Annotated in this window: 16 protein-coding genes; 5 read left to right on the top strand and 11 right to left on the bottom strand. The window is 65.6% G+C overall.

All coding sequences use genetic code 11. From position 1 onward, the window contains the following. Positions 1-117: 117 nt before the first annotated feature. Positions 118-1,095, top strand: a complete 978-nt coding sequence (gene rocF, locus DNK89_RS16070) for an arginase (protein WP_110960899.1) — start codon at positions 118-120, stop codon at positions 1,093-1,095. 24 nt (positions 1,096-1,119) lie between these two features. Here rocF and lptE read toward each other — a convergent pair whose 3' ends face one another. The 6 genes from lptE to DNK89_RS16040 form a co-directional block, all read right to left on the bottom strand. Further along, positions 1,120-1,617, bottom strand: coding sequence for an LPS assembly lipoprotein LptE (lptE, locus tag DNK89_RS16065; RefSeq protein WP_015016122.1), 498 nt, complete (start codon positions 1,615-1,617; stop codon positions 1,120-1,122). 4 nt (positions 1,618-1,621) lie between these two features. Beyond that, the gene (leuS, locus tag DNK89_RS16060) at positions 1,622-4,315 is read right to left on the bottom strand and encodes a leucine--tRNA ligase (protein WP_110960898.1); all 2,694 of its coding nucleotides are present in this window, start codon (positions 4,313-4,315) and stop codon (positions 1,622-1,624) included. A 99-nt stretch (positions 4,316-4,414) separates the two neighbouring features. Beyond that, positions 4,415-4,867: a biopolymer transporter ExbD gene (locus DNK89_RS16055; RefSeq protein ID WP_110960897.1), complete on the bottom strand. Its 453-nt coding sequence runs from the start codon at positions 4,865-4,867 to the stop codon at positions 4,415-4,417. Positions 4,868-4,890: 23 nt separating this feature from the next. Further along, positions 4,891-5,571, bottom strand: coding sequence for a MotA/TolQ/ExbB proton channel family protein (locus tag DNK89_RS16050; RefSeq protein ID WP_110960896.1), 681 nt, complete (start codon positions 5,569-5,571; stop codon positions 4,891-4,893). A 13-nt stretch (positions 5,572-5,584) separates the two neighbouring features. Beyond that, entirely contained in the window at positions 5,585-6,424 is an 840-nt protein-coding gene (dapB, locus tag DNK89_RS16045) for a 4-hydroxy-tetrahydrodipicolinate reductase (protein WP_110960895.1), read from the bottom strand. 63 nt (positions 6,425-6,487) lie between these two features. Further along, positions 6,488-7,051 (bottom strand): outer membrane protein assembly factor BamE, encoded by a 564-nt coding sequence (locus tag DNK89_RS16040; RefSeq protein WP_110960894.1) that lies wholly within the window; start codon positions 7,049-7,051, stop codon positions 6,488-6,490. A gap of 89 nt (positions 7,052-7,140) precedes the next feature. Between DNK89_RS16040 and fur the strand changes: the two genes are divergently transcribed. After that, the gene (gene fur / locus DNK89_RS16035) at positions 7,141-7,557 is read left to right on the top strand and encodes a ferric iron uptake transcriptional regulator (protein WP_056068069.1); all 417 of its coding nucleotides are present in this window, start codon (positions 7,141-7,143) and stop codon (positions 7,555-7,557) included. Positions 7,558-7,676: 119 nt separating this feature from the next. On the opposite strand, the gene hprK is transcribed toward fur, so the two are convergent. The 4 genes from hprK to DNK89_RS16015 form a co-directional block, all read right to left on the bottom strand. Then, entirely contained in the window at positions 7,677-8,633 is a 957-nt protein-coding gene (gene hprK / locus DNK89_RS16030; RefSeq protein ID WP_015016129.1) for an HPr(Ser) kinase/phosphatase, read from the bottom strand. Between the two features lie 49 nt (positions 8,634-8,682). After that, entirely contained in the window at positions 8,683-9,150 is a 468-nt protein-coding gene (locus DNK89_RS16025) for a PTS sugar transporter subunit IIA (protein WP_015016130.1), read from the bottom strand. Between the two features lie 114 nt (positions 9,151-9,264). Further along, entirely contained in the window at positions 9,265-9,600 is a 336-nt protein-coding gene (gene hpf / locus DNK89_RS16020) for a ribosome hibernation-promoting factor, HPF/YfiA family (protein ID WP_015016131.1), read from the bottom strand. 242 nt (positions 9,601-9,842) lie between these two features. Beyond that, complete coding sequence (locus tag DNK89_RS16015) at positions 9,843-11,072, bottom strand: MFS transporter (RefSeq protein WP_110960893.1); 1,230 nt, start codon at positions 11,070-11,072, stop codon at positions 9,843-9,845. Between the two features lie 223 nt (positions 11,073-11,295). On the opposite strand from DNK89_RS16015, the gene DNK89_RS16010 reads away from it, so the two are divergent. Further along, a complete protein-coding gene (locus tag DNK89_RS16010) occupies positions 11,296-12,216 on the top strand; it encodes a phosphoribosylaminoimidazolesuccinocarboxamide synthase (RefSeq protein WP_110960892.1) in 921 nt (306 codons plus the stop codon). Between the two features lie 75 nt (positions 12,217-12,291). Here DNK89_RS16010 and trxA read toward each other — a convergent pair whose 3' ends face one another. Beyond that, the gene (trxA, locus tag DNK89_RS16005) at positions 12,292-13,200 is read right to left on the bottom strand and encodes a thioredoxin (RefSeq protein ID WP_110960891.1); all 909 of its coding nucleotides are present in this window, start codon (positions 13,198-13,200) and stop codon (positions 12,292-12,294) included. A gap of 160 nt (positions 13,201-13,360) precedes the next feature. On the opposite strand from trxA, the gene purE reads away from it, so the two are divergent. Both purE and DNK89_RS15995 read left to right on the top strand, forming a co-directional pair. Then, on the top strand, positions 13,361-13,855 hold the full coding sequence (gene purE / locus DNK89_RS16000) for a 5-(carboxyamino)imidazole ribonucleotide mutase (protein WP_056643723.1): 495 nt from the start codon (positions 13,361-13,363) through the stop codon (positions 13,853-13,855). Next, positions 13,852-15,024: a 5-(carboxyamino)imidazole ribonucleotide synthase gene (locus tag DNK89_RS15995; protein ID WP_110960890.1), complete on the top strand. Its 1,173-nt coding sequence runs from the start codon at positions 13,852-13,854 to the stop codon at positions 15,022-15,024. Before purE ends, DNK89_RS15995 begins: the two co-directional genes overlap by 4 nt. Positions 15,025-15,035 lie beyond the last annotated feature (11 nt).

Raw genomic sequence — 15,035 nt, 5'->3', positions numbered from 1 at the left:
GGGAGGCCACGAACCGATCAGCTGAGGCGCTGTTCATTGGCGCCCAAAGCCCGGAGAATTCCCCCGGGCGCCCGCGCCCTTCCCGCTCACTGCCATACCCCAGAAAGTCAGATTGCCATGCCTCCCACCGCCCTGCGCAGCGCCCAGCCCACCAGCCTGATCGGCGCCCCTACCGACATCGGCGCAGGTGCACGTGGCGCCTCCATGGGGCCCGAGGCCTTGCGTGTGGCGGGCCTGCAGGCAGCGCTGGAGTCCCACGGGCTGCAAGTGTTTGACCGAGGCAACCTCAGCGGCCCGGCCAACCCGTGGCAGCCGCCGGTGGACGGCTACCGCCACCTGCCCGAGGTGGTGGAGTGGAACCAGCGCGTGTTCGACGCGGTGTATGCCGAGCTGCAGCTGGGCCACCTGCCCATTCTGCTGGGGGGTGACCACTGCCTGGGCCTGGGCAGCATCAGCGCCGTGGCCCGCCACTGCGCGGAGGTGGGCAAGAAGCTGCGTGTACTGTGGCTGGACGCCCATGCCGACTTCAACACCAGTGCCCTGACGCCCAGCGGCAATGTGCATGGCATGCCCGTGGCCTGTCTGTGCGGGTTTGGCCCCGAGGCGCTGACCGGGCTGGCCCGCATGCCGGGTGGCGGCCCGGCGCTGCACCCGTCACAGATCCGGCAGATTGGCATCCGCAGCGTGGACGCAGGCGAAAAGCGCTTTGTGCACGAGCAGGGCCTGGAGGTGTTCGACATGCGCTACATCGACGAGGTAGGCATGCGCCAGACCATGCAGCAGGCGCTGGCCGGGCTGGACGCCCACACCCACCTGCATGTGAGCTTTGATGTGGACTTTCTGGACCCCGACATTGCCCCCGGCGTGGGCACCACGGTGCCCGGCGGCCCCACCTACCGCGAGGCGCAGCTGTGCATGGAGATGATCGCCGACAGCGGGCGCCTGGCCTCGCTGGACATTGTGGAGCTCAACCCCGCGCTGGATGTGCGCAACCGCACCGCCGTGCTGGCGGTGGACCTGGTGGAGTCGCTGTTTGGCAAGAGCACGCTGATGCGCGTGCCCTCGCACGGACAGGGGGCGACGCTGAGCGCCTGAGCGCGCAGACGCTCAGAGCAGCCCTTAGCGCTTGGCAGCGGCCAGACGGCGCATGAGCTGCTGCACCAGATCGGTCCGCATGTCGCGGTAGAGCAGCGCTTCTTCGGCCTCCTTGGCCAGGGCAATGGTTTCGTTGTAGCTGATGTCGCGCTGCTGCAGCAGCTCAGTGTCGGGAATCAGCTCCACGCCCGTGGGCGTGCGCAGGCGGAACTTGATGCGCAGGCGCAGCTGCAGCTCGCGCACCTGGCCCGACGCGTTGAGGCCCACCACCACGCGCTCCTGCTGCTCCTGCAGCAGGTCGAAAATGGCCTCTGCCGTCGGCATGCTGGCCGGGTCGCGCAGCACCTTGAGCTGGCTGCCCGACCCATCGAGCGTGCGCTGCAGCTCCCGCGCCAGCGGCGAACTGGCAGGGGCCACGATGTAGAGTGAGCCAAACCCGAACTCCGGCACGCCACGCAGCCGGAATCCGCAGGCCGACAACAGGGCCACCGGGGCCAGGCTGAGCAGGGTGCGTTTGTTCATGGGGTCAGACCACCACGTTCACCAGACGGCCCGGCACCACGATCACGCGCTTCGGCGCCGCACCGGCGGCCTGGGCCACGAAGGCCTCGCTGGCCAGCGCAATGCGTTCGATCTCGGCCTTGTCGGCCTGGGCGGGTACGTGGATGGAGCCGCGCAGCTTGCCGTTGACCTGCAGCATGAGCTCGATCTCGTCCTGCACCAGGGCGCCGGCATCCACCTGCGGCCAGGGCGCATCCAGCAAGTCGCCCAGCGCACCGGCGTAGCCCAGGCCCGTCCACAGGCTGTGGGCGATGTGGGGCGTGGCGGGGTAGAGGCAACGCAGCAAAATGCCAAAGCCTTCGATCAGCGCCACCTGTGCACCGGCAGAGTCCATGGCCTTGAAGTCTTCCAGTGCGTTGATCATCTTCATCGCGCCAGAGACCACGGTGTTGTACTGCATGCGCTGGTAGTCGTAGTCCACCTGCTTGAGCACGTTGTGGATCTCCAGGCGCAGGGCCTTGGCCTCTTTGCCAAATTGCACGTCCTGCAGGCTGCTGGCGCCCGCGACGCTGGCCATGGCGGCGTCGCGGTCGATGGCCGAGAGCTTGAGACCGAAGTTCCAGACGCGGCGCAGGAAGCGGTAGCTGCCCTCCACCGCCGCGTCGTTCCACTCCAGCGTGGCTTCGGGCGGGGCGGTGAACATGGTGTACAGGCGGGCGGTGTCGGCGCCGTACTTCTCGATCAGGTCCTGCGGGTCCACGCCGTTGTTCTTGGACTTGGACATGGTGCCCACGCCCTCGTAGTCGATGGGCGTACCCACCGGCAGCACGCCGTCGCCGCTGGTGGCTTCGTTCTTGAGCTTGGCGCCGATGATCTTGCCGCCCTCGTCGAGCACATGCTCCACGTCGTGCGGCCAGAAGTAGTCCTTGCCGCCCTTGGCGGTGCGGCGGCTGTAGATGTGGTTGAGCACCATGCCTTGCGTGAGCAGCTTGGTGAAGGGCTCATCGACCTTGACCAGGCCCAGGTCGCGCATGACCTTGGTCCAGAAGCGGGCGTACAGCAGGTGCAGGATGGCGTGCTCGATGCCGCCGATGTACTGGTCCATCGGCATCCAGTAATCCGCACCGCCGGCCACCATGGCGTCGGCGTTCTTGGGGTCGCAATACCGCATGAAGTACCACGAGCTGTCCACGAAGGTGTCCATGGTGTCCGTCTCGCGGCGCGCAGGCTTGCCGCACACGGGGCAGGTCACACCGGCGTGGAAGCCTTCGTGCTTGTGCAGCGGGTTGCCCGAGCCGTCGGGGATGCAGTCTTGCGGCAGCACCACGGGCAGGTCTTTTTCGGGCACGGGCACGGCACCGTGCTCGTCGCAGTGGATGATGGGGATCGGCGTGCCCCAGTAGCGCTGGCGGCTCACACCCCAGTCGCGCAGGCGCCAAGTGGTCTTTTTCTCGCCCAGGCCCTTTTGCGCCAGCGCGTGGGCCACGGCGTTGACGGCTTCCTTGTACGACAGGCCGCTGAAGCTGTCGGAGTTGATGGTCACGCCGCGCTGCTTGTCGCCGTACCAGTCCTGCCACTGGTGGTAGTTGAACGTCTCGCCGTCCACCAGCACCACCTGCTTGATCTCGATGCCGTACTTGAGGGCGAACGCAAAGTCGCGCTCGTCGTGCGCGGGCACGCCCATCACGGCGCCGTCGCCGTAGCCCATCAGCACGTAGTTGCCGACCCAGACCTGCACCTTTTCGTCGGTGAGCGGGTGGGTGACGTACAGGCCCGTGGGCACGCCCTTCTTCTCTTGCGTGGCCAACTCGGCTTCGGTGGTGCCGCCGGTCTTGCACTCTTCGATGAAGGCTGCGAGCGCCGGGTTGCTCTTGGCGGCGTGCGCGGCCAGCGGGTGCTCCGGCGCCACGGCGCAGAAGGTCACGCCCATGATGGTGTCGGCGCGCGTCGTGAACACGTACATCTTGCCGTCGCCGATCAGCGCGCCATCGGCGCCCGCGATGTCGTGCGTGAACGCAAAGCGCACGCCTTCGCTCTTGCCGATCCAGTTCTCCTGCATGAGCTTCACGCGCTCGGGCCAGCCGGGCAGCTTGTCGCCGGTCACAAAGCCCAGCAGCTCTTCGGCGTAGTCGGTGATCTTGAGGTAGTACCCAGGAATCTCGCGCTTCTCGACCACGGCACCGGTGCGCCAGCCCTTGCCGTCAATCACCTGCTCGTTGGCCAGCACGGTCTGGTCCACCGGGTCCCAGTTCACGACCTGGGTCTTGCGGTAGGCGATGCCCTTTTCCAGCATCTTCAAAAACAGCCATTGGTTCCACTTGTAGTACTCAGGGTCGCAGGTGGCGACTTCGCGGCTCCAGTCGATGGCCAGGCCCATGGCCTGCATCTGCTTTTTCATGTACGCGATGTTTTCGTACGTCCACTTGGCCGGGGGCACACCGTTCTTGAGCGCCGCGTTTTCGGCGGGCAGGCCGAAAGCGTCCCAGCCCATGGGCATCAACACGTTGTAGCCGTTCATGCGCAGATAGCGCGTGAGCATGTCGTTGATGGTGTAGTTGCGCACGTGGCCCATGTGCAGCTTGCCGCTGGGGTAGGGCAGCATGGAGCAGGCGTAGAACTTCTTCTTGCTCGTGTCTTCCGTCACGCGGTAGGCGTCGGTGGCGGTCCAGTGGTCGTGCGCCGCGCGTTCGACGTCTTGGGGAGAGTATTTGTCTTGCATGGGGGCTCGGGGGTGAGAGAAGAGTGCAGCCGCAGGGCCGCGCTGCAGGGATTTTAGGCGGTCAGGGGCTGGGGCTGGCGGGCCAGCCGTCCGGGCGCGTCAGCGGGACGGAGCGGGGGACGCAGGCGACACCGCGTTCGCCGCTGGTTCGGCCACAAATCCGATGCGCTGCAGTCCGGCCAAATGGGCAGCGCCCATGACTTCGACCACGCGGCCATAGGGCACGGCAGCGTCTGCGCGCAGTTGCACCTCGGTGTCGGGCCGCTCAGCGCCAATGCGGCGCAGGCGCTCGGCCAGCGCGGTTTGCGACAGGGGTTGGTCATCCAGAAAGGCCTGGCCCGAGGCATCGACCACCAGGGTGACGAATTGCGGCGCTGTGCCGGGCGTGGCGCCTTCGGTGCGCGGCAGGTCCAGCCGGATGGAGCTGGCCAGGAGCGGCGCCGTGAGGATGAAGATCACCACCAGCACCAGCATCACGTCCACCAGCGGCGTCATGTTGATGTCGCTCATGGGCTGCGGCCCGGTGGTGCGTTCGAGTCTTCCGAAGGCCATGGCGCGATCAAGCTTTGTGAAGCTCAGGGCCGAGGATCGGCGGGGACAGAGGTGTCAATGACCAGCTCCCGCAGATCGCGCGCAAACCCTTCCAGGTCCGCCTCAATGCGACCGAGCAAGCGGCCAAAAACGTTGTAGGCCAGCACGGCAGGGATCGCCACGGCCAGCCCAGCCGCCGTCATGACCAGGGCCTCGCCCACGGGACCGGAGACGCGGTCAATGGTGATCTGCCCCGCGCCTGCCATGGCCGTGAGCGCATGGTAGATGCCCCACACCGTGCCCAGCAACCCTACGAAGGGCGCCGTGGAACCCACCGTGGCCAGCAGCACCTGGCCAAACTGCAGGCGCCCCAGTACATCGTGCAGGGCATCGCGCAGCACCCGCGTGAGCCGCTGCGACAGGCTGCCTGCCGTGGCCAGCGTGGGCTGGGCCATGCTGTCGTGATTCGCTATCAAATTTGCAGCAACCACCAAAGGAAGCACTAGAGCTTCCCGGTCAAAAGACAGCAAACGTTGCTGCGCGAGGGCCAGCGAGGGCGCCTGCCAGAACGCGGCCGTGCAGCGGGCCACGTCGGCACTGGCGCGGCGCATGAGCCGCAGCTTCCACACAATGACCACCCAGCTTGCCACCGACATGGCCAGCAAGACCAGTGCCGCGCTTTGCGTCACGGCATCGCCCTGGCGCCACCAGTGGAGCGCGTCCATGGGAGTCGGCAGATCAGTGCAAGCCCAGCACGTCGAACATGTCGAACATGCCAGTCTTGTGGGCCGCCAGGAAACGCACGGCGCGCAAGGCGCCCTGCGCATACGTGGCGCGGCTGGAGGACTTGTGCGTGATCTCGATGCGCTCGCCGATGCCGGCAAACAGCACGGTGTGGTCACCCACGATGTCGCCGCCCCGGATGGCCGCAAAGCCGATGCTGGAAGGGTCGCGCTCGCCCGTCACGCCTTCGCGGGCGTACACGGCGCAGTCCTTGAGGTCGCGGCCCAGGGCTTCGGCAATCACCTCGCCCATCTTGAGCGCAGTGCCCGAGGGTGCATCGACCTTGTGGCGGTGGTGGGCTTCGATGATTTCGATGTCGTACCCCGTGGCCATGGCCTTGGCGGCCATTTGCAGCAGCTTGAGCGTGACGTTCACGCCCACGCTCATGTTGGGCGAGAACATGATGGCGGTGCGCTGTGCGTAGGCGTCGAGTTCGGCCTTTTGCGCATCGGTGAAGCCGGTGGTGCCGATGACGGCCTTCACGCCCAGCTGGCTGCACACGGCCAGGTGGGCCAGCGTGCCTTCGGGGCGGGTGAAGTCGATGAGCACCTCGGCGTTCTTGAGGCCTGCCGCCACATCGGCCGTGATGGCCACGCCGCTGGCATAGCCCAGAAAGGCGGTGGCGTCAGAGCCGACGGCGGGGCTGGCGGCGACGTCCAGCGCACCGGCCAGCACGCAGTCGTCGCTGGCGCGGATGGCTTCGATCAGCATGCGGCCCATGCGGCCTGAAGCCCCTGCAACGGCTACACGAAGGGGAGATGCCGCGGGAGCCGCAGGCGAGGAAGTCGCGGTCATGAAAAGGTCCTGTTCAATGAAAGGGCAGCCAGCGCACCGGGCTCACTGCCAGGGCCGCAAGGGTCAGCGCGCAGGCGCTTCGAGCGGCGGGTAACTGGTGGTGGCGGGCAATGCCGGGGTCGTGGCCGCTGTGGGCGCGGGGCGCTCCTTGACCGGGTATTTGGCCAGTTGCTCCGGCGTGGCTTCCAGCACCGGCACCTTGCCCTTGGCGTTGTCGCGCGCCCCCAGGGTGGCGACGAATTCGGTCTCGGTCGGCATTTCATCGCCTTCGGAGCGCTCCAGGGCATCACCCTTGAAGAACACGGTCAGCTTGCGGGTCTGGACCTCTTCGCCGGGGCGTTTGAGCGTGAACACGTACTCCCAGCGGTCTGCATGGAACAGGCTGGTGACCAGCGGCGTTCCGAGAATCTCGCGCACCTGCTGGCGGCTCATGCCGGGCTGCAGGGCTTCGACCTGTTCGCGGGACACGAAATTGCCCTGCACCACGTCCACCCGGTAGGGTTTGACGATGTTGGCGATGCGGCTGCTGGCGCCATCCAGACTGCCGCAACCGGTCAGGGCGGCCATGCTGGCACCGATCAACACAACCAGGCCCAGACGGGCGCTGTAACGGGCTTGGACGGGCATGGGTAAAAGGCCAAAGGATATGATCGTCCCATTGTAGCGGCAGCCCCTCCAGCCCCTGGGCCGGTTGCCTGCCCCCGAAAGAGCCAGCCATGACCAATATCGACGAACTCAAAAGCACGGGACTCAAGGCCACACTGCCCCGCCTGAAGATTCTGGAGATTTTCCAGAAGGGTGCGCAGCGCCACATGACGGCCGAAGACGTGTTCCGTGTGCTGCTGGAAGAGCGGTCGGACATCGGCCTAGCCACCGTGTACCGGGTGCTCACGCAGTTCGAGCAGGCCGGCATCCTGATCCGCAGCAACTTCGAGAGCGGCAAGGCGGTGTACGAGCTCAATGAAGGGCAGCACCATGACCACTTCATCTGCACTTCGTGTGGCAAGGTGGAAGAGTTTTACGACCCCGAGATCGAGAAGCGGCAGCATGCCGTGGCCAAGGCCAAGGGCTGGCTGGTGCAGGACCACACCATGGCGCTGTATGGTCAGTGCGCAGACTGCGCTAAGAAATGACTCCCCCCTGAGCCACCTTCGGCGTCTTCCCCCCAAGGGGGACGCTCCCGGCGCGGCGGGGCGGCCCTTGCGCGGGAGCCCTGATATGGGCCGCGCCAGTTTCGACGGCCTGAGCGCCGCTAGCCGCCCGTATCGCGCTCCATGGCGCGGCGATGGCGTTCGACAAACTCTTGGTAGGTGTCGATGCCGCGCAGTTGCAGGATGGTGTTGCGCACGGCGGCCTCGACCAGCACGGCGATGTTGCGGCCGGCGACCACCTGGATCACCACCTTGAGCACTGGCACACCCAAAACGTCCTGCGTGAGCGGCTCGTAGGGGAGACGCTCGTAGTCGCGCTCCAGCGTCTCCTTGCGCACCAGGTGCACGATGAGCTTGAGGCGCATCTTGCGGCGCACGGCCGTCTCGCCAAAAATGGCACGGATATCGAGCAGACCGATGCCGCGCACTTCCAGCAGGTTCTGCAGCAACTCGGGGCACTTGCCCTCGATGGTGGTCTGGTTGATGCGGAACAGATCCACCGCATCGTCGGCCACCAGGCCGTTGCCGCGCGAGATAAGCTCCAGGCCCAGCTCGCTCTTGCCCAGGCCCGATTCGCCGGTGATCATCACGCCCAGACCCAGAATGTCCATGAACACGCCGTGCATGGTGGTGCGGTCGGCGAAGTGCTTGGACAGGTAAGCGCGCAGCACGTCGATGACAAACGCCGACGACTCGTGCGTGGAGAACATCGGTATCTGCGCGCGCTCGCACATCGATACCAGCGCATCGGGTGCGGTCTGGTTGTCGGCCAGCACGAGCACCGGTGGTTCCAGCGTCACGATGCGGGCAATGCGGCGCTTGCAATCGTCGGGGGAGGCGTTGCTCAAGTACGCAATCTCGCGCTCGCCCAGGATCTGGACCCGGTAGGGGTGGATGTAGTTGAGGTAGCCGACCAAGTCGGCGCCGGAACGCGCGGAGCGCACGGCCACTTCATCGAAGCGGCGCTCGGAGGCCCCCAGGCCCGCCACCCACTCCCACTTCAGCAGGCCACGGAATTCTTCGAAAAGGACGTCGGCACTGACAACATTGGGCTTCACGGCGGTTCAGTCAGTGCAAAGGCGGTGTGGGGGAGGTGTGTGCCAGGGCTCAGGCAGCCTGCGTGGACTGCCAGCCTGCAATCATGCCGTGCAGTTCCGTGGCGTCGGTGCAGGCCTTGAGCTTCTCGCGCAAGGCCGAGTCACTGAGCAGCTCGGCGATTTCGGACAGGATTTCCAGGTGCTTCTGGGTGGCCGCCTCGGGCACCAGCAGAAAGATCAGCAGGCCCACCGGCAGCTCGTCCGGCGCATCGAATCCGATGGGGTTGAGCAGCTGGAACACAGCCGCCATCGGCGCCTTGAGGCCCTTGATGCGTCCGTGGGGAATGGCCACGCCATGGCCGAGCCCGGTGGAGCCCAGGCGTTCGCGAGCAAACAGACTGTCGGTGATCAGGGCCCGGGAGAGGCCGTGCTGGCTCTCGAACAGCAGACCCGCTTCTTCAAAAGCACGCTTCTTGCTGGTGGCGTCTACGCTCACAAGCACTTGAGCGGAGGGCAGGATGGAGGCGAGTCGGTTCATGGTCAAGGGTAACAATTATGCACATATTGGCGAAAACCCTGAGCACGGCGCGTCAGGCAACAAAAAAACCGCCCGGGTAGGGGCGGCTGCTGTGCCAGGCTCAGGGCTGGCGCATCAAGCGTGCAGTTCGCGCTTGGCGGCTTCGTGGTGATGGTCTTGCAAACGGTCCTTGTGGCGCACGACCTGACGGTCCATCTTGTCGACCAGTTCGTCGACGGCCGCATACAGGTCGGCGTGGGAGCTTTCGGCAAACAGGTCGCTGCCCTTGACGTGAATGTTGCATTCCGCTCGCTGTCTCTTTTCCTTTTCCTTTTGCTTCTCTACCGTCAGCAGTACCTTGACATCGACAACTTGGTCAAAATGGCGGGTGATCCGGTCCAGCTTGGTGGTGACGTAGTTGCGCAAGGCGGGAGTAACTTCGAGGTGGTGACCGCTGATCGTCAAGTTCATAAATAAGTCTCCTGTGGCTCTCGGTGGAAAAACGCCGTCCTGGATCAGAGGAGCGGCTCGGCGAACTTGGATGCATCTTTTGTTGACGTCGTGGGTTCACTATGCCCCCGCCCTCCCCGAAATGCAATCCCATACCGCCGCAGGCCGCTGGGTTATGCCCGGCAAGGTGCCAAGCGCCCGAAAAGCGCGCACAATGGGCGGATTGAAGGGGCTGGCCAACGTCAGCACGAGCCCCTTCTTCTTCACCGAGCCGACGGCGTCGCGCCATGCAGCGTGAGACGCCCCACCACCAGCATCGACAGCAGGCTGGCACTGATGCCCACCAGCGCCGCCACCCAGTAGTTCTGCACCAGCCCCTGCGCATCGCGGCTGATGAGGACCCCGCCCACAAAAGACGCCACCCCCATCGCCGCCGATTGCACCGAGGCGTTCAGCGTCATGAAGGTTCCCCGCAAGGGCGCATGCGCCGCTGAGGCAATGATGGCCATGCCAGGGATCATGCGGCCACTGACAAAGGTGAACATCAGGGTGGACACCACCAACACGCCCCACAGCGGCAAGCCCTGTACCAGCGTGATGCCCAGAATGCACGGCAGCCCCGCGAGGGCCAGCCACCGGAAGGTGGGCACCTTGCCATGCCGGTCGGTCATGCGTCCGAACAGGCGCGCCGTGAACAAGGTCACCACCCCGCCGCACAGGTACACCAGCGGCACCTGATCGGCACGCACACCGGCATTGGTCTGCATGTAGATGGTGATGTAAGGGATGACGGTAAAACCCGTAAACATCAGCAACGCCGAGAACAGGAACGCCCACCGGTGGTTGCCATCCGCCAGCACCTGCCGGATACCGCCCAGCACTGACCGCCCGCTGGCGGCCTGAACATGCCCCGTCATGGTCGGCAACGTGCGGGCCGCCTGCACAGCCAACACCCCCACCATGGCGGCAATGCCGATGAACGGCAGGTGCCAGCCCCCGTACTGCGCCAGAATCAGCCCCAAGGGGACGCCCGCCACCGTGGACACGGAAAACGACGTCATCACGATGCCCATGGCACGCCCGCGCCGCTCAAAGGGCACCACATCCGCCACGATGGTCTGCGACAGAGCCGACAGCACGCCGCCAAAAGTGCCCGCAAGAATGCGCGCCACCATCAGCGTGCCATATGTAGGCGCAAGGCCACAGGCCAGCGTCGCCAGACCAAACAGGCCATAGAGCACCAGCAGCAGCCGCTTGCGCCCAAAGCGGTCGATGTAGGTCGAAGCCAGCAGGCCGGATGCCCCCGCCGACAGCGTGTAGGCCGACACCAGCAAGCCAAACTGCGCGTCCGTGATCGCAAACAGCTGCGTGAGCTGCGGGCCCAGCGGCATCATGATCATGAAGTCCAGAATGTGGGTGAACTGGATGCCGGCCAGCGTCAGCAGCAACCACAGTTCACGGCGGGGAGAAAGCTTAGGGGTAGAGGAAGACACAGCAAGCGGCCATTAAGGCCTGGTCAGGTTCAGGGCCGCCCAGTGTGCCGCAAGCCTGCGTGGGGCGCGTGACCAACTCCTCAGTGTGGGCCCACGAAAACCGCCGCGCCCCAGACCGGCGCGTAAAATCTATCGGCTGCGCCTAGGCCCTGCCTGCCGCATGCACCTCCCCCCACGTTCTTCGGATTGCCCGCAGCGGACACCCACCGCCCACACCGACACCATGATCCAGCCCAGCTCCACCGCCCTGCACACTTCGGCCCTGACTTCGCTGCCCCTGCTGGCACGCGGCAAGGTGCGCGACAACTACGCCGTGGGCGACGACCGCATCCTGATGGTGGCCAGCGACCGCCTGTCGGCCTTCGACGTGATCATGGGCGAACCCATTCCTGGCAAGGGCGAGTTGCTCACCCAGATGGCCCTGTTCTGGTTCGACAAGCTCGGCCACATCTGCCCCAACCACCTCACCGGCGACGCCCCCGAGAGCGTGGTGAGCCCCGAAGAAGCCCCCCAGATCCGTGGCCGCTCGATGCTCGTGAAGCGCCTGCAGCCCATCCCGGTCGAAGCCGTGGTGCGCGGCTACCTGGCCGGCAGCGGATGGAAGGAGTACCAGGAGTCTCGCTCGGTCTGCGGCGTGCCCCTGCCCGAAGGCCTGACCAACGCCGCCAAGCTGCCCGAGCCCATCTACACGCCCGCCGCCAAGGCTGCCATGGGCGAGCACGACGAGAACATCACGTTCGAGCGCACGGTGGAGATGATTGGCCTGGACTTGGCCACGCGCATCCGCGACCTGAGCATTGCCATCTACAAGGCGGCTGCCGAGATCGCCCTGGCCAAGGGCATGATCATTGCCGACACCAAATTTGAATTCGGCCTGGCCCCTGACGGCACGCTGGTGCTGATGGACGAAGTGCTTACGCCCGACAGCTCCCGCTACTGGCCGGTGGAAGGTTATGCCGAAGCCCTGGCCAAGGGCGAGAACCCCCCCAGCTACGACAAGCAGTTTGTGCGTGACTGGCTGGAGCAGGCCCAGGTCAACGGCAAGCCCTGGGACAAGACAGCGCCCTCGCCCCGCCTACCCCAGGCAGTGATCGAGAAGACAGCCGCCAAGTACCGCGAAGCGCTGGAGCGGCTGACAAGCTGAGTTGGGCCGTCACCCACGTCGATGCACCCAAGAAAAAGGCCCTTCACGGGCCTTTTTCTTTGGGGATATGGGCCCTCAGCTCAGCACCACACTGGATAACCGTCGGCGGTACGTGGCCACCACCGGGTCTTCGGGCGGGATCTGACCCTCGGCGACCTTGGGCTTGGGGGCCTCGATCAGTTCGAGGATGGCGACATAGGTCTTGCGCGCGATCTCTTCGCTCCAGGCCTTGTCGCGCATGAGGATTTCGAGCAGCTCGTCCATGGCGTCGGTCCAGCGCTGCTGGGTGATGAGCCAGCGGGCGCGGGCATAGCGGGTGTCGAAATCCCGCTTGTTAGCCGCGATTTTTGCCTCAAATCCGGCCTCAGCGGCTGCATCGTAAGCGCCAGATGCTACAAAATCCAGAGCATCCATCCAGACCTTGAGGGCGCCCAGCTTGCGCGACATGGCGGCCTTGGCGATCACGGGCGCAAACGCCACCTTGGCATCGTCCTCGCGCCCCAGCTGCAGCAGCAGCTTGACGTAGTCAAAGCGCGCGTCGTCGTTGGCGGGGTCGGTCACGACGGCATGCTGCAGTTTCTCCAGCGCGGTGCCGGTGTCGCCTTCTGCCAGTGCTTCCTGCGCCTCTTCTTCCTCGGCCTCGGCCACCATTTCTTCGGCGGTCGGCACGTGCTTGTCGAGGAAGGCGCGCACCTGGCCTTCGGGCAGAGCGCCCATGAATCCGTCTACAGGCTGGCCGTTCATCAGCAGCACGCAGGTGGGAATGCTGCGGATGCCGAACATGCCCGCCAGCTGCTGTTCCTGGTCAGAGTCGATCTTGGCGAGCTTGAAGCGGCCCGCGTATTCCGTCTCCAGCTTCTCCAGCACCGGGCCCAGCGACTTACAAGGGCCACACCATGGCGCCCAAAAGTCCACCAGCACGGGCACATTCATCGAGGCGGCAACCACCTCGGCTTCAAAGTTCTCTACGGTGACGTCAATCATGATGGTGTGGGGCTTAGAACCTGTGGAACAAACAGTTTGCGCGCTATTTTGTCCCATCGAAACAGCCCCACACCCGCCAGGGGGGCGCAAAAAGTAAAATCGCGGGTTCCACCTACAGCGGCTGGGCAGACAAAACCTGCCCGCCAGCACCTTCCACACCATGAAACCCATCCAGATCGGCGTGGTCATGGGTTCCAGCAGCGACTGGGACACCATGCAGCATGCAGTGCAAATCCTTGAACAGTTCGGCATCGCGCACGAGGCCCGCGTGGTGTCGGCCCATCGCATGCCCGATGACATGTTTGCCTACGCCGAGGCCGCCGCTAGCCGGGGGCTGAAAGCCATCATCGCCGGGGCTGGCGGCGCCGCCCACCTGCCCGGCATGATTGCTGCCAAGACCCCTGTGCCCGTGCTGGGCGTGCCCGTGGCCAGCCGCCACCTGCAGGGTGTGGACTCGCTGCACAGCATTGTGCAAATGCCCAAGGGCATCCCCGTGGCGACGTTTGCCATCGGCACCGCCGGTGCGGCCAACGCGGCCCTGTTTGCCGTGGCCCTGCTGGCCAACGAAAGCCCCGACCTGCGCCAGCGCCTGGAAGCCTTCCGCGCCGAGCAGACGGAAGTGGCCCGCAACATGACCCTGCCACCCGCCGCATGACTGCCAGTGACCTGAAGCCTTTGCTCCCCGGTGCGACCCTGGGCGTGCTGGGTGGCGGCCAGCTGGGCCGCATGTTCGTGCACCAGGCGCAGGCCATGGGCTACTTCACGGCCGTGCTCGATGCCGATCCGACCAGCCCCGCCGGGCTGGTGAGCCACCACCACATCCAGACGGGCTACGAAGACCCGCAAGGCCTGGCCGAGCTGGCCCGCCTGTCGGATGCGGTGACCACCGAGTTCGAGAACGTACCCGCCGCTGCATTGGCCGCCCTGGCCACGCAACGCCCAGTGTCGCCCGCCGCCAGCGCCGTGTCTGTGGCGCAAGACCGTGCACGCGAGAAGGCGCACTTTGTGGCCTGCGGCGTGCCTTGCGCACCGTATGCGGTGATCGAAACGGCAGAACAACTGGCGACTGTATCGCCCGACCTGCTGCCAGGGATTCTGAAAACGGCCCGCATGGGCTACGACGGCAAGGGCCAGGTGCGCGTGAAGGCGCCTGCCGAGCTGGCTGCCGCGTGGGAGTCTGTCGGCAAGGTGCCCTGCGTGCTGGAGAAGATGCTGCCGCTGCAGCTGGAATGCTCCGTCATCGTGGCGCGCGGTGCCGATGGGGCGATGGTGCACCTGCCCGTGCAGCGCAACCTGCACCGCGACGGCATCCTGGCCGTGACCGAGGTTTATGAAGGAAATTTGCCGCAAGCGCTAGTGGATCAAGCGGTAGCTGCTGCGAAATCTGTAGCGGAAGGGCTGCAATATGTAGGTGTGCTGTGCGTGGAGTTCTTTGTGCTGCAGGACGGCAGCCTCGTGGTCAACGAGATTGCCCCACGCCCGCACAACAGCGGCCACTACAGCCAGAACGCCTGCGACGTGTCGCAGTTCGAGCTGCAGGTGCGCACCATGGCCCGCCTGCCGCTGACGCAGCCACGCCAGCACAGCGCCGCCGTCATGCTGAACCTGCTGGGCGACTTGTGGTTTGCCCACGGCGACGCGGCGCAGACTCCGCCCTGGGCCCAGGTACTGGCCCTGCCCGGCACCCATCTGCACCTGTATGGCAAGCGCGACGCCAAGCGCGGCCGCAAGATGGGGCACCTGAACATCACCGCCGCCTCCCCTGAGGCGGCTCGCGCCACGGCCCTGCAGGCCGCAGCGCTGCTGGGCATCGAGCCCTTCTGAGCCAGGTTGTT

This window comes from Acidovorax sp. ST3 (assembly GCF_003231145.1).
GTDB lineage: Bacteria > Pseudomonadota > Gammaproteobacteria > Burkholderiales > Burkholderiaceae_C > Acidovorax.
This window is presented reverse-complemented; position numbering and strand designations above follow the sequence as displayed.

Bases quoted from the DNA above. Each gene is read 5' to 3' on its own strand.
- rocF (WP_110960899.1), top strand. From the start codon at position 118: ATGCCTCCCACCGCCCTGCGCAGCGCCCAGCCCACCAGCCTGATCGGC.
- lptE (WP_015016122.1), bottom strand. From the start codon at position 1,617: ATGAACAAACGCACCCTGCTCAGCCTGGCCCCGGTGGCCCTGTTGTCG.
- leuS (WP_110960898.1), bottom strand. From the start codon at position 4,315: ATGCAAGACAAATACTCTCCCCAAGACGTCGAACGCGCGGCGCACGAC.
- DNK89_RS16055 (WP_110960897.1), bottom strand. From the start codon at position 4,867: ATGGCCTTCGGAAGACTCGAACGCACCACCGGGCCGCAGCCCATGAGC.
- DNK89_RS16050 (WP_110960896.1), bottom strand. From the start codon at position 5,571: ATGGACGCGCTCCACTGGTGGCGCCAGGGCGATGCCGTGACGCAAAGC.
- dapB (WP_110960895.1), bottom strand. From the start codon at position 6,424: ATGACCGCGACTTCCTCGCCTGCGGCTCCCGCGGCATCTCCCCTTCGT.
- DNK89_RS16040 (WP_110960894.1), bottom strand. From the start codon at position 7,051: ATGCCCGTCCAAGCCCGTTACAGCGCCCGTCTGGGCCTGGTTGTGTTG.
- fur (WP_056068069.1), top strand. From the start codon at position 7,141: ATGACCAATATCGACGAACTCAAAAGCACGGGACTCAAGGCCACACTG.
- DNK89_RS16025 (WP_015016130.1), bottom strand. From the start codon at position 9,150: ATGAACCGACTCGCCTCCATCCTGCCCTCCGCTCAAGTGCTTGTGAGC.
- hpf (WP_015016131.1), bottom strand. From the start codon at position 9,600: ATGAACTTGACGATCAGCGGTCACCACCTCGAAGTTACTCCCGCCTTG.
- DNK89_RS16010 (WP_110960892.1), top strand. From the start codon at position 11,296: ATGATCCAGCCCAGCTCCACCGCCCTGCACACTTCGGCCCTGACTTCG.
- trxA (WP_110960891.1), bottom strand. From the start codon at position 13,200: ATGATTGACGTCACCGTAGAGAACTTTGAAGCCGAGGTGGTTGCCGCC.
- purE (WP_056643723.1), top strand. From the start codon at position 13,361: ATGAAACCCATCCAGATCGGCGTGGTCATGGGTTCCAGCAGCGACTGG.
- DNK89_RS15995 (WP_110960890.1), top strand. From the start codon at position 13,852: ATGACTGCCAGTGACCTGAAGCCTTTGCTCCCCGGTGCGACCCTGGGC.